Source organism: Lysobacter sp. P5_B12, from assembly GCF_056400425.1.
The window spans coordinates 203,958-221,282 of record NZ_JBFULG010000006.1 but is presented as its reverse complement, the minus strand read 5'-3'; the positions used below and the strand labels follow the sequence as shown (position 1 = coordinate 221,282).

The following is a 17,325-nucleotide window of genomic DNA, read 5'->3' as shown; positions in this document are numbered from 1 at the left end:
ATTCCGACTACCCCATGTGGATCTATGAGCGGCGCTTTCCAGTTGAAGAGGATCGGGTTGTAAGGATCTTCAGTCGGATGCTTGCCAACGTGCGATCTGACACCGGACAGGTACGAAAGAGGCACTGCTATCTATTCAACGATTACCACCGTGAGCCACGGGAAGACGATTTAAATGCTCGTGATGCCGTGCCGGCCGCAATCTATCTTTGTCGAACGCGATTTGAAGCGGGAGATCAGGATGAAATTACTATTGTTGTAAGGGATCAACAGGCCGACGCTTGGCGAGTACTCGCCTATCGAATAGGCAGAATCAAGGAAGACCAGTATCAAGATCTCAAGCGCCAAAACCGAATAGCACCCGGGAGTGTTGATTGAGATCTGGCGGACCTGGGAAGCGCATCCGCAACTCCCTGAGCACCTTACGCACGCGGGGTGGTACTCGAAATCTCAGGAAGCCAGCTGTCTCCTGACGTTGCGCTCAACTACGGGTCCCGCCCATCATGCCGCATGACCCAGGCAGACCCGCGAAAACGCTTCTTCAACGAAGAAGGCGACATGCTCCCGCCATTCGTCGATCCCACATGGCGCGGCTGCATTCTCTATCGCGACGCATACGAGCTCACGATGCCCCAGGTGCTGTTCGACGCGATCGTCGCCGCAGCCGCGCCCTCTGAATTGCGCATTGCTCGCTACACCCCGGTCTACCCGGAGTTGGAGGCGCTGGCGCCCGATTGGGCGGAGCTCCGCCAACGCCTTCGTTACAGCGATAACTTCTCGCTGGAGTTCGTCATGTTCGACGTCTCGGAGCAATGGGCGCTTTTGGCGGACCTGAATGCCACTGTCTTCGGTGCGGCGCCTGAGCTCGCCGCCCGCGTCGACGCGTGTTTGGCGAAGCAGGGAACGAGCCTAGTGAAGATGACGGACGATGAATTTGGAGTGCTCGATCCTGCGACGCAGCCAGGCGCGCGGTATTACTTGGCTGTCACCGGACGGACGTTGCCACGGTAGGCACGGTTTGCATTTCTGAACCGTATAAGAAGTGAGTATTGGTCACGCCGCTCGCGGTCTCGCTGATCTCCATGTAACGTTGCCTGTCTAAGAGCGACCGGGGAGATAGTCGCTCATGCGGGATCAATAGCGCAGGTGGAAACCGGGGAAAAACGTGGCTGGCCATTCGCTTTGGTTAAACGACACCGGCGACCGCCTTAAGACGCAGGACGGCCGGGATGTTGAGGTATGGAACCTGGTTTGCGACTTTGCGGACGCAGCGACATGGAGTGCGTGGGCGAAGCATTTTAGAGAGCATTACCTCAAGGATCATCTTCTTGATGCCTTGAAGGCCGGCACGCCCTACGAGGGGTCACGTCGCGAATTCCTAGAGAACACGATTTTTCCGGACCGAAATGTGAAGCCTGGCCCGAGTGTTAGATCGGGAGATTTCGCAGAGATTCTGATCTCCGACTTGCTCGAATTTCGACTCGGATACGAGATTCCGCGCACTCGCTACGAGAACAAGAGTTCCCGCAATGAGTCGCCAAAAGGAACCGACATCGTCGGCTACAAGTTCGCCAACCAAGATGGAACGCCATCATCGGATGATGAACTCATCGCCTGCGAATCGAAGGCGCAGTTGACTGGGGCGCGCCCGGCGGCCCGCCTGAAAGATGCGGTCAACGACTCGATCAAGGACGAGTATCGACTGGCAACCACGCTCAACGCCCTGAAACATCGGCTCATCGTCCGCGGGGATTCGGCTGTCGCTGCTCGTGTAGAGAGATTTCAGGATCCGGTTTCGAATCCGTACACGCAAGTTAGTGGTGCTGCAGCGCTATTCAGTTCGAACGTTTTTCACCCTGCCACGATCGAGGCAACTGACTGCTCGACGCACAAGAATAAGAATTTGCGGCTCATTGTCCTTCACGCCGACGATTTCATGGAGATCGCAGATCGGCTCTACGAGATAGCCGCCAATGAAGCATGATGCAAAGGCTGATCGCGCACTGGCGATAACCAAAGCGCGAGGAAAGATGTATGAGTATCGAGTTCCGGATGATCTGCACATCCGCATCCCGGACGATCTGGTTGTCGAGAAGCTTTTTCCATTGGCAATTGGCTCGATAGGCGACTACTCGGCCCAGATCGTAAGCGACTACATCGGCTGGAGGAACGAGTATCGGAGCGACGAGCTGGATGTTCGCTTTGCCGCCGTCGTTTTGAATGCCTATGTGGACTCAAGGCTCAACGAAGCTCCGACTCCGGAGCTATTGCTACTCAGCTCCGCGGCCTACTACCTAGCCGACATGCCGGGCAATTCCGCAGTTGAACGTCGAAATTTTGAGCGTGGAGTACCTGTGCAGGCGGTTGAGCTAGTGGCGCTCGAGTGGGTTCTTGGCGCCCCCTGGGTTCAGGCCGTTCCTGATTCGTTAGATACGCAAATCAGCTTGGTATGCAACGCTCTACAACGGCACTACGCAAGCAGCGATGAGGCAGATCTACGCCAAAGTATCTCTGAACTGCGCGAGCGAGCATACAGAGGCGGCGATGACCGCGAGCTGCTTTTTACAGACATTCTGTGCGCGGTCGCGATTACGAGAATTCAGAATTCAGCGCGAACGCTGCTTCCGCAGTTTAGCGGGATACCGGCTAGCTCGTGGGAAGACTATCTGGGCAAAAGCTCCGGTCTTAAGGAGTTTTGGCCTTCGCAACGGCTCTTGGGTTCCGTGGGAGTGTTCGCGGGTTCCTCCAGCGTCGTTCAGCTCCCAACAAGCGCAGGCAAGACCAAAGCAATTGAGTTGGTTCTCCGTTCGGCAATGCTAAGCAGAAGGTCGAATATTTCCGTTGTCGTCGCCCCGTTTCGCGCGTTGTGCGAGGAGATTGCCCAGACACTGCGCGCAGCATTTTTCGGAGAGAACGTCGACATAAATTACGTGAGCGATGTTTTGGCGCCGGATGATCTGTCGGAGGACGTGGCTCTAGATGACATCGAAGTTGCGCCTCGAGTAGTTGTAGTGACGCCTGAGAAACTCGTCTACCTGCTTCGCGGAGACCCAGGCTTCGTCGCAGACGTCGGTTTGCTCATCTTTGATGAAGGGCACCAGTTTGACTCGGGATCGAGAGGCATCGTCTACGAGCTGTTGATCACGTCGATCAAGGCAACGTTGTCGGGCGGCGCACAGATTCTGCTGGTGTCGGCGGTCATCCAAAACGCATTTGCTTTGGCGGAGTGGCTTATGGGTGATCAGGGGGCGCTGCTGACCGATACGCGATTGCAGACATTCCGAAACGTCGCTTTCGCGAGTTGGAGCGGCCCGTTCGGTCGCCTCCAGTTTCGTGACTCGCCTGGCGCCCAGCTATCCTACTTTGTTCCGCGAGTGATACAGCCAGAGCCCTTGAACAGTCGGATGCGTGGCGGTCGTGTCCAGATGTTCCCTTCCAGTAGCGACAGTATTTCGAACGCCTTGTATCTTGCGCTCAAGTTGGTAGGGAATGGCGCGGTGGCCGTGTTCTTCGGTCGCAAAGATTCAATACCTAGTTTTCTTCGGCAGGCGATCGATGTCATTCAAAAAGGCGTGTCATTCGGTAGCCCTGCCTTAGTTAGTGATCCGCTAGAAATAGAGCAACTGCATGCCCTCTATGTGCGTCACTTTGGTGAGAAAAGCGATATTACACGCAGCGCCGCGCTTGGAATATTCGCCCATCATGGAGATACACCTCACGGCATTCGCCTTGCGATCGAACATGCTATGCGTGACGGACTCATTCGATTTGTCGCATGCACGTCGACGCTAGCGCAGGGCGTGAACCTGCCGATCCGATATTTGCTAGTCACGTCGACAAGGCAAGGTCAGGTTCCTATGAAGGTGCGCGACTTCCAGAACCTTATGGGGAGGGTAGGAAGGGCCGGCATTCATGGAGAAGGTACGGTAATTTTTACTGATACAAAGCCTTACGATCTTCGTAATGAGAGCTCGGATCGGTGGAGGTGGAGCGAGGCGAACAGACTTCTGTTTCCTGAAAACTCGGAGCCGACGGGAAGCTCGTTGCTGGCGTTGATCCAGCCTTTTTCTGGCGCTTTTGGTCGACACTTCTCTGGCATTTCGTTTGAGGAAATGCTGCTTGTCGAGGGGAATGACCTAGTTAGGAAATATTCCGCTCAGCTTAGAGTGGCCAGACTCACCGCGGCCGATTTTCTCTTCCAGTTGCGTTCGAAGCTCGTCGGCATGAACGCTATTCAAAGTTATCTGATGTCCCATGGGTTGGAAGGCGAGGATGATGACGCGTTCGTGCGCCGCTCTGTCGAATTAGTCGAGGAGACGTTCGCATACAATTTGGCCAGTACTGTGGAGCGTGAAGTCTTGCGAGATCTTTTTGCCGCAGTCGCAAGGCTTATAGTCGCCGATGTGCCTGCATCAGTTGACCGACAGCGGTTCGGACGCTCGCTTCTAGGCGTTCGCGATTCCCTTCGCGTTGAACAATGGCTCGATCAGAATTTGATTCGGTTGCTTGCGTGCAATAGCGATGATGAGGTCGGCGAGGTAGTTCTCGATTTGCTGTTTGAGATGTCCTCTAGCAGATTGTTTCGTACGGCAGATCCCCGTGAAGAAATGCGAGAATTCGTCAGGGCTTGGCTTGCGGGGCGCCCTTACGTCGAACTCAGAGAGCTGCTAGATGATCGGGGGGTAAGGCACGCTTGGGGTGAAACGCAGCAACGCCGCTTCAGCCTGGATGACGTCGTCTCGCTTTGTGAGCAATCATTTGCTTATGAGCTTCCACTGATAGTTGCAGCTATCAGAAATAGTTACGCTGCTAAAACGGAACCAACACAGATCGTGATAAGGGTTCGAGGATTTATCGACCTCTATCAAAGGCGCTTGAAGTACGGGCTGCCGACATCCAACGCTACATATTTCTTTGAAGCTGGCTTCGCGGATCGCGAAGTTGCGCAGGGCATAGACGAAGTTGTGTGGGGCCGAGCAACGTCCGTTGAGACCGCGAGAAATCTAATATTGGAATGGGAGGAGCAGCTCCGGGGCACTATTACGGGGCTTCCGTCGTATTTCCGAAGCGTTTTTGCCGAGATCGTTTGGCGGCGACCGGATCCGACTTGATCTTGTTCAGTGAACGGAGCAGAGTTGCGTTACGGAGTGTAGAAGCTCCCACATATCGGCCCCGCCACCGACGCCTAGGTGGGTACTTGTGCAAGCACTTCATGCACAACCGATTAGTGGGACCTGCGTCGGAGGTAGCTGACGCAACACTCCGCAAGGGGAAGCTCTCTCCGACCAGACTTCGAACCTCCGAATGTCCTTGCCCAGCGCAACGCCAGGCAAGCGCCCACTCACATGGAGGTCACCATGCGCAAGAAGTCCCCGCGCACCCGCGGCAAACGCGAGATGCCCAACGTCATCATTCCTCCCGCAGCGCAACTGTGCCTGATCCAGATGCGCGATCACCTGCGCCTGCTGGCGTCCCTCTCCGAGTACGGAACCGTCGCCAGCGATGGCGCCTACAGCCTGCGCCCCGACGCGATGGCGTGGTGCTTCACGTCCCTGGCGCGCGACCTCGACGCGGTCATCGTCGCGGGGAGACCGCAACTGAACTGAAAGCCCATTGGATCGGGTGCCTCCTCGGGGGCCTGGAGGCAACCCGATCGATGCAGCGGCTACCACGACCGCCCGTCGGCATTGCCCCGAAGTGCAGGTCCGGTTTGCCCCAAGAAGCAATGTTCGACGCGCATGGCGCATGCGAAGACTTCCGCACACAAACCAAGGCGGAGTCTTCCCGTGTCGCAAAACCTCGTTTCGATCACCATCACCCCCGAGCAGGTGGCCACCGTCATGCAGGCGCTCGCGCAGATCGAGGCCGTGCTAAAGGACCTGATCACGCTCGCGCCCCCGCAGCGCAAGAAGATGACCTTCGCCGGCCCGAAGACCGTGGATTTCATGCGCACCACCATCCGCGCCGCGACCAACAACCCCGACGTCATGCCACCCAACCTGGACATCGCCGGCGCGCAGGCGGATGTCGCTGCGCTGGATGCGTCGCTGCCGATTTTCGAGCGGGTAGGGCATGGTAGCGCCGTGGCGCGACAACGTCGGGCCTAGCCGAGTTCAGGCGTTATCCACGGTCTCCCGCATTTTTTCCTTGATGCGATTGATGTCGTTCTGCGCATTGTCCAAATAGGTCTCAAGGCACTCGCGGTATTCCCTGATCCCACGGTTGTAACTGTCCACGGCGTACTCGTTCGACAGGTCGTATGGGCGGCTCGGTTTGTAACAGGTCGGATCGGGATAGCCTGAGAACCCCAGGYTGGAGCCGCCAATCACATACGCGGAGGCCGTGCCGCAGACCCCCAGTAGCGCCAAAAGAACGATTCTCGTGTGTCGCATTTAGTGTCCCCGTTTATCGACGCCGTTATTGCTTTGATTCCCATGCTGCAGAAACCACACCACACATCTGTTCGCCATCTACGGTGGCGGCAAGTGGCCCTGAAAAGTTGATGACCGCGCTTTGCCCTGATGGGATCGGCCGAGCAAGCTGCACGACTGCCTTGACCGGATTTGAAGTTGGAGCGCTGCACGTGCCATTGGCGAGAGTGAATTCAAATGCTTCCACGCCTGCGCCCGTCACATTTTTCAAATGCATGGACCAGTGGTCCTTGCTACCCGACCACCAGGTTGAACGCCCTTCCAGCAATGCGGCATCGGATTCGCTCATTGGCGTAAACGCGGGAGAGACCGAAGGGGACAAGAACCCCTTTACGACCGGGATATCTCCGCTAAGGATCCCTTGTTGAAGTTGCTCCACGCGTGCGTAGTAGGAATCGGGTAGTGCGCTCGCCTCGGCCGTTTCACGTGATTTGCCAGCCGGTGAAGCGCCACATCGGAAATAGATTGTTGACGAGGCCGTGCGGACGCCTACGGCAGCAGATTCGCCAGATACGTCAAGCAAGACCGCCTCGGATTTCGCTTCGTCTTGGCAGAACGCATTGGCCTTCTGCATGAGCTTGGCCGCAATACCGTCGGAGCTGCCAAACACGGTCGTGTTGCGGCCCGTGAGCATGTACTTGCCTTCGCCGATTGGGACCACCTGCGACGTGCTGCCAGCAAGCGCGGTGCCGGAGATGGTCATCGCGCAAATCAGAAACGCGAAGGTGTGCTTTTCAATCATCACGTACCCCTTGTAGTGACGGAACAGACGGCAGGGTCAGACACGAGCCAGGAATCGCACGCACTTGAGCAGGAAGCTGCGCCCTTCACCGCCAGATCCCACTTTCACGGTTCGACCATCGGTGYTGATTGCGACCAGTAGGCGGTCGATGACCGCGGGCACGTCGACGACATCGCCCGCGCCAATCTGCGTTTGGGCGGGGCTACTCGATTGGGACAGTGCCATCAGCGCTTGCGAAACGCTCGTATGGCGTTCGAGCCACCGAAGTGCATTGCGTAGCGGTAATGGATCGGGCGGCAGCGTGCGTTCGATATGTGAGCGTACTTCGCTCCAAACGGCATGCTCGGCCGCCAGGGCAAGCAGGCGGACCATGCTGGCGTTGCGCCCTGCGCGTTCTTCCTGTTCCTCGGCATCGAGGTCACGCCCCGGCGGGGACCACCACTCGAATCCGAGCTGCCAGGTGGCCCACAACATGACGCTAACCAAGTGAATGACCTCTTCGGGGGTCTCGCTAGCGCAGAGCGAATGAACGCCATCGTCTGATACGAAGATGCGTTCGAGTGCGGCATCGACAAGGCTCTCGAGGTCCTCGTCCCAGAACAGGGCGATTTGGCGCCAGCGATCCCGAAGCTCAAGCTTCGACAGCTCTTGGAGCAATGCAAGGACGGCCACGAGTTGGACGATGATGCCTGCAGTGCCGAGCGGTGAGCGCGGGGCGATCTCGATCGCCTTTGCCATGCGCCTGCACAGCTTGCCCACGCGCCTGCACACTGCCTCGCCGATCTCCGCATCAGAGGCCTGCGGCGACTGCGGAGGAGGTGTCAACTCGTCCTCGTCGTCCTGCCCGATCTGCTCTTCTTCCGATCGCCCGGCGCGATCCACGCCGCGTGCGCGGGTTTCGGCTCCGACATCGATATGTCGCGTCAGGATTTCGATCAGGTAGGCGAGATCGTGCGAAGCGGCGAAAAGGGAGGGGGCCGCCTTCCTATGTGTTTCGGCCAATGGGACGCGCAAGGTCTCGGGCCGCGGGGCAGGGGGTGGATCTGCGTTGTCTCGCACATCGCCTCGTTGCGCCGGGATGCGCAACACCTGGGCGACGCCGTCGGAGAAGATGAGGCGTTCGAGCGCGGGGAGGACACGAGAGATATCTTCGATTTCCGAGCCCAATGCGCGCAGGAGATCGACCGTGGGTTCCTGGGCCGCGTGCCTGATCTGGCGATCGATGACCTCGGGGTGATGCACAAGCACGCGCGCAGCCAGCAGGTCGCCATTGCGAATAATCAATGACCGAATCTGAGCAAGCTTTTCGGCGACGCGCAGGACGCCGGGTGTCGACCAGTCCAGACCAACATCTGTCAAAGGATGATCTGAGTCGTCTCGCGCTTCGACATGATCGAAGACAGGCAGGCTCGATACGTCGAGCGAGATGATCTGCGCCGCGTGGCTTGCAATGCCGATGAGTACGCGCGAAGCGTCGTCCTTGGGAATGTCGATTAACGCATGCGACCGCGTAATCACGTCGGCGAGCACCTTGCTCGACAACGGACGTTTCGACTGGAGGTCGTCCATGCCCAGCGCCGCCGCGCATTGCCTCGCCGCGTCGTCCATGCGCACCAGCATCGCTTCGGTGTTGACGGTGGCGCCGCCCGTCGTCCATGCCGGAGCACTCGGATTGGCGCTTCCGCTCGCGAACAGGGCGCGCCCCGAAGTTCCCTCCAGATACAGCGCCTTAGCGTGCAGATAGCCACGGCGTTCGGCACTCAGCTTGCCGGCATCCACGACCTTGAGACGTTCGCTTTCGGGAAGGCGCGACAACCAGACTGTTCCGGGTTCGACGCCGAGAACGACTTGCGCCGCGGGCCAGCGCCGCAGCAGGTCACCGACAAAGCGGCCTTCGGCGTCGAAGAATGCGCCGACGACGCAGATGCGACGGACCTGCTCGGGCGCCAGGGCGGCAAGCTGATCCAGCAATCCGATCGAGCCGGGGTGCTGCGTCAGGAGACGCACCTCGGGGTCCTGGGCCGCGTCGAATTGGACGCCAAAGGCCTTGTCGAGCTTGTAGGCCGATTCGAGAAGCGCGTCGGGCAGGCCGGAAGTGGCGAGCCATTGGCGTACGGTCGCCCAACCATGGGACAGGGCGTTGCGCGCTTCCGATCCGGGCGATCCGGCCAAGCTGTTGAAGGCCGTGACCTCCCGGTTATAGCCGAACCCCGAAATCGTCAGGTTGTGGCTCCCGACGAAGAGGCTCGCTCGTCGCTTCCCTGCAAGCAGGCAAATCTTCGGATGGAATGCACCACTTACGGAAATCGGCGCCAGCGTGTATGCGACGCCGGCCAAGCTTGGCCGTGTTGCCGCACTGGCGCAGGCAATCGCGCATTGCTGTTGGTCCATGACCACGACGTTGTTGCGACATCCACCTGCCATCAAACGCCGAAGAATCAGATCCTCGTAGAACTTCAGGTTTGCGTTGAATGTCGTGAACAAGGAGGCTTGGATGTCACCCGCTTTGATCGCGTCGAGGATTGAAATTTGTTCAATCGCCATGGCGTGCCATCCATGCGCGTCCGGTTTCGGTGACTACGACATCCTCATGGCGGTCGCCGCCCTGCGGGCGCAATGCACCCATGTCGACCAGCACCTGCGTGGATTGGTTGAAGCGCGGCGTCGTGCGTGTCGGGAGCGGCGTTTCGTCCACGATCTCAACTCCGCGCTCGCCTACGCGAAACCTAAACGTTGAGCGGCTCGTCTCGCGCAGTTTGCGGAGCGCAACCGTTAGGTGCGTGGTGAGGCACCACTGTGTGATATCCCGCAGTACGTCGCTGACGCTGGCATGGCGCCACTGCGAGACCCGCAGCCGGAAGCTTTCAAGATTGATGGGGTAACGCTTGAGATCATCGTGGGCCAGCAGGATGCCCTCATAGGCAGGGCGCTGTTCGTCCAGGCGACTGGCAAGCAGAGCAATCACCTGGAAGGCGCGAACCACCAGCGCTTCCGCCGAAAGATCGCCTCGCGCCGAGCCGATCAAAGCATCGCAGAGCTGGTGTTCGTGGTCCGGGTGCATCCAGTCACCGAGAACCGGCGCCGCGGACTTAAGGTTGGCGATGAAGTCGCCAAATGACTCTGAATTGCACGCTGATTCCAACGCAGCGCCGAACGCGCCCCCGGCGAAGTGCGAGGCGAGCGCTTCGATCGTGGGGAAGGGCGCATAGCCATTCCCCTGGCGATCGGCGAGTAAATCCAATGTCGATGCCAATACGCTGAGGAAGGCAACCGATAGAAGCTCGTTTGCCTGATACACCCCCCAGCATTCCCTGGTTGCCTGCAATGAGGCCGGGAGCTGCCAGGGCTGGCCGTTCGGCAAGTGCGCGGAGTAGACAGCGCCACGGAACTGGTCCACGTCGAAGGCCGAGTCGCCGGCCTCCGCGAGGGAATCGGCAAGGTGCAACTGCAACGCAAGCGACAGTCTTCGCTGGCGGCCTCCTTCCGCCTTGGTGTAATGCTCCCCCTCACCGAAGAACAGTTCTTCGAGGAGGGTGTATTCCTGCGTGCCAGCACGCAGACCGCATGGGCAAAATTTCGACAGGGCATCGAGGTCGTTGGAGTTGACGCGGCCCGCCTCGACGACATCCCAGAAGCGATCTGCTGGGGTGGCAGCATCGACTGCTCGTGCGAGTGGTTCCCCAAGCTTGTCGGTGTAGCGGACCCAGCCGTGATGCTTTGTATTGAGCAATTGCAGATCGGCGAGCGTTCCGACGTAGTACTGGCCCAAGCCCCCGAGTGTCTTCTTGAAGTAGCGGGTGGGCTCGTTGGCACGCGTCGCGAAGGTGTCCAAGTCGATGGAGCCTTCGGTCTTCAGCTGCGTCATTGCTGCGTTTAGCTGCGTGCGGCCGGCCATCGCGGCGCCGTGGAGGAAATCTGGCTCATCCAGCTTGCGTGCGTGGCGCTCGGCAACGAGCGTCAAGAGAAAGTCCGCACGACGAAAGCGACTGATGAAATGGGTCACGTCGCTTTTGGGATAGCGTTCGTCGAACGACCAGATCACCCAAGGGTAGAGCGAGTAATACCTCGCGCGATCCGTCACGTTGGTGATGCCAGGCATCAACTGTGCGTACACGAGCTGGCACGGTGACTGCGTGCCCAAGTGGTCGATGCCGCCAATGGCGACGGGTGGCGCAAGCCAACCGGTATGAATTCCCATTTGTCCCCTTTCGGTAGCCGCAAGGTGACCACTTGCAGACCGCCGACCCCTGTATCGGTTTAGAGTATCTTAGCCACAAGACCTTTGGGGGAAGTGTCAATGGCGGACAGTGGGTTTCTACACAACAAGTCCAACAAGTTGTTGCGGCTGAGACTCGAAGATTTGGCGAACGAAGAGCATTTCGGATTCGTGCGCAGCCGGATCCGCGTTGTCAGGCTTTTCAGGCATCTGCTCAAGGAGCGACACGATCAGTTCTCGGGCATGCCTACGTTTGCCCCCTTGTTGCGTTCAATCGAGTCACTAGATCGAGTGCTAGAGGAGTGCGAACTGTTGCTGCGACGTTATGCCGTGGGTGAGATTTCGGCAGGCGATCTGGACGCACTCATCCAAGACGATGTAGTCGAAGGGCTCAATGATCTAGAGGGTCCTGGTGGTTGCGACGAAGACAGTCAGTCGTCTCAAGATGCCGAGATGCTGATGGACCGCGTGTGGGACAGCCTGATGCCATGCGTCAGGTCCCTGCAGGACGCGCTGAAGTCCGTTTGGGATCAACATGACTTTGCGACTCCCGATTGGCGAATTCGATTTGAACGGAACGAAAGCGAGTTCTTGAACAAGTGAGCGGCATTCGCGTGCGTTGACGATGGAGCGACAAACTTTCAAATACGCCACGAAATCGCGCTTCCGAGCTCGGAAGGTGACGGGTCCTTACGCGCGTGTCGATGGGCTACCCGACGACACCAACAGCCTCTACATTTTCTTTCGCAGCGGGAGGAATTGGCTGTGCGCCGGTTTTCTGAGAAGCGGCGCCGGTCTTGCCCAGAATGTAGCCAGACAGGCCGCCAAGCAACGCGGACAATTCGTTGGCGCCAAGGATCTCCAGGATGCCGAACAAAATGACAGCCACGACAATTGAGAACAGCGTGATGAACTGAATGCCGGCGTCGCCGGAGAATATGCTTTCCATGACAGTGTTGTTGTCGCGGACAACGTTGAAGAAGGAAGCGACAAGTAGCATCACGATCGCCGCAAAAGTCAGGCTGATGATCATTCGGTACTGGTTCTGGGCATCTCGGAAGGCAAGCGCGAAACCAATTTCGTCATCTGACTTGCGAAGTGCGTTCTTGCCCTTGTCCAGGTCTTCGGAGGCAGCCTGTACTCTCTGTTCCAACGCCCCTTTCTGTTGGGTGCGCGCATTGATTTTCGCAATTGCGTCGTTTGTGTCCGTGAGTACGCGCGCAAGGTCCTGGTTGGGAAGGTCTTCAAGAACCAGCGTGTTGAGGACCTCGATTGGGAGATTCCCCTTTGGTGGTGGAATCACTGCTCCGGGACGCTTCCTTGATTCTATGATTTGTTCGATCCGCTGCTTCTTGGTTGCATAGGCCTGGTGCAGCCTCAAGTCGTCAGCAGCTTCCGCGGTGAGTTTATCGAGTTGCTGCTTTTGCTGGGCAAGGACCTTCTCGCGACGTGCGATTTCATCCACGGCCACGCGCCTGTCTTCACGAAGCTTCAAGAAGTCGGAGTCCACATATTGCTTGTCTGCTTCCTTGTTTTCTTGCTCGGCGATGGCGTGACTGCACGGCAACAACAGTAACGCGAAGGCAATCAAAAACTTCGACATAGTGTACATGCGGGCTCTCCATTTTCCGACGCGCACCTTTGGTCACGAGGTGAACTGAAGGGCGCATCTGCATTTTGGATTTACACCAATCGAACGCCCAATCTTTGAGCACACGGACAGATGTTGCCGCCGTTCGTCGGCGCGTTGTCCGACAACTTCGCACGCCATCGTTGGCATTCGGCAGACACCTGCGGGGGTGCGACATGCCGAGAAACATCGACAAGGATCGACTGCATCCTGAATTTCGCCGCCGACTTGATGCTTTCCTCGGAAAGTTGCCGGCTAGCGCTGATGAGTGGAACTTCGCATTGTTCGAAGCTTTCCGAACACCCCAGCGCCAGCGCGAGTTGTACGCACAGGGGAGAACTCGTCGCGGCCCCATCGTGACGGATGCGCCGCCGTGGCGCTCGTATCACCAATACGGATTGGCTGCGGACATCGTATTGAGCGATGGCCATGGGAACTGGTCGTGGCGGGACGATGGGAGCTTCCTGCAACGCTGGAATGCGATGCACGAAATCGCGCGCGCAGAAGGGCTTGAACCTCTTGGCAACGAAAGGCCGCACGTGCAGATGACCGGTGTTCGACTTGACTCGCTTCTTGCCGGGGACTACCCAGGAGGTGGAGACACCACATGGGCTGACAATCTGGAAGCCACCATCGAGTCGTGGAGCAGCGAGCCAAGATCACCGCCATTGCCTGGTGGAATTCAGCGCCCTCCTCTCGAGGGGGCTAATGTCGGCGGCTCACCCGTTGCGTTGAAGGTGATCGCACGCGGTGGCCTCTGGGTACGATCCGGGCCCGGCACGGAATTCCCGACCGTTCGCAGCCTGCCTTTCAATCAGATGCTTTTCTCGCTCAGGAATGAAGGCGGCTGGGCGCTCGTCGATATCGAGGGTGACGGATCGGCGGATGGCTATTGCCACACGGGGTTCCTGGCCGCCGCTTGATCGTCTGAGGGGAGTTCCTTTCATCATCTGGAGATTTCCAATGCTGCTCGATCGTGGCTCGCCAAGGGCATCGTCATCGGGTTCCCAACTCGCCATCATGACCCGAGTCCTGACGCTCGCTTGGCTCTTCGTCCTTGCAGCTTGCAGGACCGTGCCGGCATCCGATGAGATTCCGCAGTTCCGTCAAGGCGTGGCTTCTGTTGACCAAAGGACAGAACAGGCATTCGCCGAGATCAACGCATTCGATCGGCAACGCATGGTTGAGTATGCATCAAGCCAAAAGGCCCTTGGCGAAGCGCTGTTCGAACAAGTGTTGGAGAAGGGCGCCACAGACAAATGGAAGCGTGCGTTCGGGCTGATTGACCAATATTCCAAGCTTCTGCAAGAGCTCCTCGATCCGAACGTTCGCGAGGGGGTTCATACAGAGCTCGTCGCGCTTGGGGAGCAGTTCGGCAAAGTCAGGAATAACGAATTGCCCGCAGGCGTTGCATCTGGGTTCGCGACGCTTGGCGGCTTGCTTGTGCAGATGAAGGCCGAGAAGGACGCATTGGCCGCGATTCGCGCGGCGGACCCTGGCATCCAGGCAACGTTTGCGTCGATGGCCTCCGCGATCGGCGAGAACGACACCGAAGGTATCCGCGCAGTCAACGCGGCCGCATGGCTGCAAGTGCTGAAAGAGCGTGACGCCGCGTTCCGCGAGACCAAGACGTCCGACCTCACGAAGAGACGCGAGATTGCAACGCTATACGCATCAAATATGGATGAGCGGGATGCGCAGGATCGATCGCTCGACTCCATTCGCCGCTCCCTGGAACTGCTCGGTCAATCGCATGCCGAGCTCGCCGAAGGCCGCACGCAGAGCGCTGCCAGCCTGCTCGCGCTGGTAAACGCGGAGTATGCGCGCTGGAGTACCACCAAGAGCACGATTGAAGAAGCACGCGAAGCAGCGGCCGAGGCTGAGGGAGCAGGCAAATGAACGACAACGCCAACGATGCCGCTCAGAAGAACATGAGTCTGCAGGAGCTACAGCAAGCGCTTGTCCTCCAACACAGGGCTTTATTCGAGAGGCTTTCGACGACGGAGTCCGTGGAGGATGCCAGTGCGATCTCCCTGGAGATGGATGAGGTGTACCTACGAATCCGCGTTTGCGGCCGGCTGTTGTTCCGGCAGACCTCGGAAGCCATCGACCGCCAGATCGAGGGCGTGTTAGCAGCGTCAGATCAGTTGCAGGCCTCAATCAACTCAATCGCGAGATTGGTTGATTTGATCAAAGCGATCAGCAAGTTCCTCGGCGTAGTGGACAAGATCCTCGACAAGGTCAAGCTCATCTAGAGCGCGGGCGCCCTTCGTTACTGTCCCCGTACTTGCCCGGGCCGGCCTTCGTACAACTCCGGCGTGTTGGCTTCGAGGACCTTGATGGATTCCTCGGCCCTGCGTTGCTGCTCGCGGATTTCCTCGGGTGTGGGCGTGCGTAACGTGTAGGCGGGCGGCGCCGTCTCTACTTGCTCGATGACCGGTGGCTGCGGCTGCATGACAGGGCGCTGCTGCTGGATCCGAGCGGACGTAGCGGGGCCCATCGGCACCAGATGCTCCGGTACGAACACGCGGTTGAACCAAGTCAGGAAGGCAATCACGATGAGGATTGGAGCGAGCACCGCAAACAATGTTTTGAAGATGAAGGCCTTCGCGGTGAAGCCAACTGACCTGGACGCGACCGATCTCCGCCCGCCGCCGCGAATCCGATCTTCCGCGGCGCTAAGCAACCGCTCGCCGATATAAGCCGCAGCTCCCTTTGCGTGCGGCCCCAGCTTCGAGGTCATCGAGTCCGTGAACCCGGAAGGTGGCGCAGGCAACGGCTCGGGCAACGGCCCCAACATCGCGCGCAGATCGTCGCCATCGACCAACTGCACATGACCTTGCTTCGTCGCCGCTTCCACCGCCGCGCGCGTGAACTCGCCGCTTGTCACCAGGATCGCACCGGTCGCGCCTTCGTTGACCATCACCCCAATCAACTGGTGCACATCGTTGTGAGGCACCTTCATCGCGTTCCAGTGCTTGCACTGAACGACGATGTATTCCTCAGCGCGTCGCAGCTTGAGATCGATGCCGCCGTCGTAACGGGACCCACCGTTGCCGGTGCCGCAATGGTCGACCTCATAGCCGGCGTAGCCGTAGTGCTTGGCGAGCAGTCGTTCGACTTCCGCCCAGTCAGTGCGGGCAAGCGCATCGTCGCGCCTTTGGGAAACACGTTTGAGAGACATCCTGCCCCCTGCAGGAACGAGCTACGGCGATCCTACCAAGTTGCCGGTGGGTTGCAGCCAAGCAACCGAGTGAACCACGTGAACACGTTTAGCGTTGGGCGGCTTGGGGCAGTCGGCCCAACGAACCTTGGCGTATGCGCCCGGACCCTTTCGAATGTACTTACGGTCGATGGTGCGAGATTCAAACTCGAAGTCCTTCGAAACCTTCACGACCATCAGTTTGTTGAAGTTCCCGCTTCGTTTGACCAGGACCAGGTCGTCACCTTTTTCGGGAGAGATCGTTTTGACCTCGATGAAGTCGTTCCCAATGCGTCCATCGGAGCCAGCGGCGTGCGCTCTGTGCCGTTTGAGGCCAAGTTTGATCTCCGCATAGAACTCGCCAAGCTCTCCCCATATCTGCAGGTAACGGCCAGTCAATTGCTTGTAGTAGATGGCAGCGTCCAGCAAAGCCTCGAAGGCGTTGATCAACTCGATGCTTGCCCCTGGATACTCCGCAAGAAGTTCCCGCTCTTCCAACTGTTCATTGATGTAGTCCCAACTGATCCACTCGCCGTCATCCCAGATGCCATCTGAGGAGTCGGTCATCTCTTTGCCCGTCATTGAACATCGCATAGCATTCCCCCGAGCGCCCTTTTGAATCGAGCCTATCGACATCGGATTGGCCCAACAAGCCAGTAAGCAAACCAGAGGGGCAGGGACCCGCAAGCACTATCGGCCAGAGAATTTCGTCGCGAGGCTATTCCACCCACTCACCGACGACACCACCGGCAACGGCGCAGGATCGTCCCCATATCCAACGATCTCCAAACAGACAAACGCGCCATCCAGCGCAAACACAAGCACTCCCACGTGGTCGCCACTCGGCGTCTCAGCGACGCCGTCAGCCACCAGCTCGGGCACCTCTCCCTGCTTGTAAGGTTGGAAGTTCACGGTCGCGCAGCCACACGCACACGTCCCCACAACCTGAAGCGAGTCGAGCTGCTCGAGCGGCGGCATGTCGACGTCGTCGCACGGGGCGAGCCGGACGACACGCTCCAGCACGGCACGCTCATGCGCGGATATGGGTCGAACAGCGAACGGGGTGCCACGGTTCATCGATCGCATGCGTTCCTGCCCCCAGCAG

Annotated in this window: 18 protein-coding genes; 10 read left to right on the top strand and 8 right to left on the bottom strand. The window is 58.6% G+C overall.

Annotated features, from left to right (window positions below):
- From AC1DOM_RS11725 to AC1DOM_RS11700, 6 genes are all read left to right on the top strand, one after another.
- Positions 1-377 (top strand): hypothetical protein (locus AC1DOM_RS11725; RefSeq protein WP_498963470.1); only part of this gene is annotated, 377 nt, incomplete at its 5' end.
- Positions 378-509: 132 nt separating this feature from the next.
- Positions 510-1,010, top strand: coding sequence for a hypothetical protein (locus AC1DOM_RS11720; protein ID WP_498963468.1), 501 nt, complete (start codon positions 510-512; stop codon positions 1,008-1,010).
- A gap of 154 nt (positions 1,011-1,164) precedes the next feature.
- Positions 1,165-1,983, top strand: a complete 819-nt coding sequence (locus AC1DOM_RS11715) for a Hachiman antiphage defense system protein HamA (protein ID WP_498963466.1) — start codon at positions 1,165-1,167, stop codon at positions 1,981-1,983.
- The gene (locus tag AC1DOM_RS11710; protein ID WP_498963464.1) at positions 1,973-5,110 is read left to right on the top strand and encodes a DEAD/DEAH box helicase; all 3,138 of its coding nucleotides are present in this window, start codon (positions 1,973-1,975) and stop codon (positions 5,108-5,110) included. The genes AC1DOM_RS11715 and AC1DOM_RS11710 overlap by 11 nt, the downstream gene beginning before the upstream one ends.
- Before the next feature lie 246 nt (positions 5,111-5,356).
- The gene (locus AC1DOM_RS11705; RefSeq protein WP_498963462.1) at positions 5,357-5,605 is read left to right on the top strand and encodes an XAC0095 family protein; all 249 of its coding nucleotides are present in this window, start codon (positions 5,357-5,359) and stop codon (positions 5,603-5,605) included.
- 180 nt (positions 5,606-5,785) lie between these two features.
- Positions 5,786-6,106, top strand: coding sequence for a hypothetical protein (locus AC1DOM_RS11700; protein WP_498963460.1), 321 nt, complete (start codon positions 5,786-5,788; stop codon positions 6,104-6,106).
- A 6-nt stretch (positions 6,107-6,112) separates the two neighbouring features.
- Here the strand turns inward: AC1DOM_RS11700 and AC1DOM_RS11695 are convergent, their stop codons facing one another.
- The 4 genes from AC1DOM_RS11695 to AC1DOM_RS11680 form a co-directional block, all read right to left on the bottom strand.
- Positions 6,113-6,235, bottom strand: a complete 123-nt coding sequence (locus tag AC1DOM_RS11695) for a hypothetical protein (protein WP_498963458.1) — start codon at positions 6,233-6,235, stop codon at positions 6,113-6,115.
- A 181-nt stretch (positions 6,236-6,416) separates the two neighbouring features.
- On the bottom strand, positions 6,417-7,172 hold the full coding sequence (locus AC1DOM_RS11690; protein ID WP_498963456.1) for a hypothetical protein: 756 nt from the start codon (positions 7,170-7,172) through the stop codon (positions 6,417-6,419).
- A 36-nt stretch (positions 7,173-7,208) separates the two neighbouring features.
- On the bottom strand, positions 7,209-9,716 hold the full coding sequence (locus tag AC1DOM_RS11685; RefSeq protein ID WP_498963454.1) for a hypothetical protein: 2,508 nt from the start codon (positions 9,714-9,716) through the stop codon (positions 7,209-7,211).
- Entirely contained in the window at positions 9,706-11,271 is a 1,566-nt protein-coding gene (locus AC1DOM_RS11680; protein WP_498963452.1) for a hypothetical protein, read from the bottom strand. The genes AC1DOM_RS11685 and AC1DOM_RS11680 overlap by 11 nt, the downstream gene beginning before the upstream one ends.
- A 198-nt stretch (positions 11,272-11,469) precedes the next feature.
- Between AC1DOM_RS11680 and AC1DOM_RS11675 the strand changes: the two genes are divergently transcribed.
- Complete coding sequence (locus AC1DOM_RS11675) at positions 11,470-11,991, top strand: hypothetical protein (RefSeq protein ID WP_498963450.1); 522 nt, start codon at positions 11,470-11,472, stop codon at positions 11,989-11,991.
- 106 nt (positions 11,992-12,097) lie between these two features.
- Here the strand turns inward: AC1DOM_RS11675 and AC1DOM_RS11670 are convergent, their stop codons facing one another.
- Positions 12,098-13,000 (bottom strand): hypothetical protein, encoded by a 903-nt coding sequence (locus AC1DOM_RS11670; RefSeq protein ID WP_498963448.1) that lies wholly within the window; start codon positions 12,998-13,000, stop codon positions 12,098-12,100.
- A 194-nt stretch (positions 13,001-13,194) separates the two neighbouring features.
- Here AC1DOM_RS11670 and AC1DOM_RS11665 point away from each other — a divergent pair, with 194 nt between their 5' ends.
- From AC1DOM_RS11665 to AC1DOM_RS11655, 3 genes are read left to right on the top strand one after another with little or no spacing between them, the layout of a single operon-like run.
- Entirely contained in the window at positions 13,195-13,941 is a 747-nt protein-coding gene (locus tag AC1DOM_RS11665; protein ID WP_498963446.1) for a D-alanyl-D-alanine carboxypeptidase family protein, read from the top strand.
- 40 nt (positions 13,942-13,981) lie between these two features.
- Positions 13,982-14,917: a hypothetical protein gene (locus AC1DOM_RS11660; RefSeq protein ID WP_498963444.1), complete on the top strand. Its 936-nt coding sequence runs from the start codon at positions 13,982-13,984 to the stop codon at positions 14,915-14,917.
- The gene (locus tag AC1DOM_RS11655) at positions 14,914-15,273 is read left to right on the top strand and encodes a hypothetical protein (protein WP_498963442.1); all 360 of its coding nucleotides are present in this window, start codon (positions 14,914-14,916) and stop codon (positions 15,271-15,273) included. The genes AC1DOM_RS11660 and AC1DOM_RS11655 overlap by 4 nt, the downstream gene beginning before the upstream one ends.
- Positions 15,274-15,290: 17 nt before the next feature.
- Here AC1DOM_RS11655 and AC1DOM_RS11650 read toward each other — a convergent pair whose 3' ends face one another.
- From AC1DOM_RS11650 to AC1DOM_RS11640, 3 genes are all read right to left on the bottom strand, one after another.
- Positions 15,291-16,202: a restriction endonuclease gene (locus tag AC1DOM_RS11650; protein ID WP_498963440.1), complete on the bottom strand. Its 912-nt coding sequence runs from the start codon at positions 16,200-16,202 to the stop codon at positions 15,291-15,293.
- Positions 16,203-16,223: 21 nt separating this feature from the next.
- On the bottom strand, positions 16,224-16,802 hold the full coding sequence (locus AC1DOM_RS11645; RefSeq protein WP_498963438.1) for a hypothetical protein: 579 nt from the start codon (positions 16,800-16,802) through the stop codon (positions 16,224-16,226).
- Positions 16,803-16,910: 108 nt separating this feature from the next.
- Complete coding sequence (locus tag AC1DOM_RS11640; protein ID WP_498963436.1) at positions 16,911-17,297, bottom strand: hypothetical protein; 387 nt, start codon at positions 17,295-17,297, stop codon at positions 16,911-16,913.
- Between the last annotated feature and the right edge of the window lie 28 nt (positions 17,298-17,325).

Excerpts from the sequence above, each read along its gene's own strand:
- AC1DOM_RS11720 (WP_498963468.1), top strand. The coding sequence starts at position 510 with ATGACCCAGGCAGACCCGCGAAAACGCTTCTTCAACGAAGAAGGCGAC.
- AC1DOM_RS11710 (WP_498963464.1), top strand. The coding sequence starts at position 1,973 with ATGAAGCATGATGCAAAGGCTGATCGCGCACTGGCGATAACCAAAGCG.
- AC1DOM_RS11705 (WP_498963462.1), top strand. The coding sequence starts at position 5,357 with ATGCGCAAGAAGTCCCCGCGCACCCGCGGCAAACGCGAGATGCCCAAC.
- AC1DOM_RS11690 (WP_498963456.1), bottom strand. The coding sequence starts at position 7,172 with ATGATTGAAAAGCACACCTTCGCGTTTCTGATTTGCGCGATGACCATC.
- AC1DOM_RS11680 (WP_498963452.1), bottom strand. The coding sequence starts at position 11,271 with ATGCCTGGCATCACCAACGTGACGGATCGCGCGAGGTATTACTCGCTC.
- AC1DOM_RS11675 (WP_498963450.1), top strand. The coding sequence starts at position 11,470 with ATGGCGGACAGTGGGTTTCTACACAACAAGTCCAACAAGTTGTTGCGG.
- AC1DOM_RS11670 (WP_498963448.1), bottom strand. The coding sequence starts at position 13,000 with ATGTACACTATGTCGAAGTTTTTGATTGCCTTCGCGTTACTGTTGTTG.
- AC1DOM_RS11665 (WP_498963446.1), top strand. The coding sequence starts at position 13,195 with ATGCCGAGAAACATCGACAAGGATCGACTGCATCCTGAATTTCGCCGC.
- AC1DOM_RS11660 (WP_498963444.1), top strand. The coding sequence starts at position 13,982 with ATGCTGCTCGATCGTGGCTCGCCAAGGGCATCGTCATCGGGTTCCCAA.
- AC1DOM_RS11655 (WP_498963442.1), top strand. The coding sequence starts at position 14,914 with ATGAACGACAACGCCAACGATGCCGCTCAGAAGAACATGAGTCTGCAG.
- AC1DOM_RS11650 (WP_498963440.1), bottom strand. The coding sequence starts at position 16,202 with ATGTCTCTCAAACGTGTTTCCCAAAGGCGCGACGATGCGCTTGCCCGC.
- AC1DOM_RS11645 (WP_498963438.1), bottom strand. The coding sequence starts at position 16,802 with ATGACGGGCAAAGAGATGACCGACTCCTCAGATGGCATCTGGGATGAC.
- AC1DOM_RS11640 (WP_498963436.1), bottom strand. The coding sequence starts at position 17,297 with ATGAACCGTGGCACCCCGTTCGCTGTTCGACCCATATCCGCGCATGAG.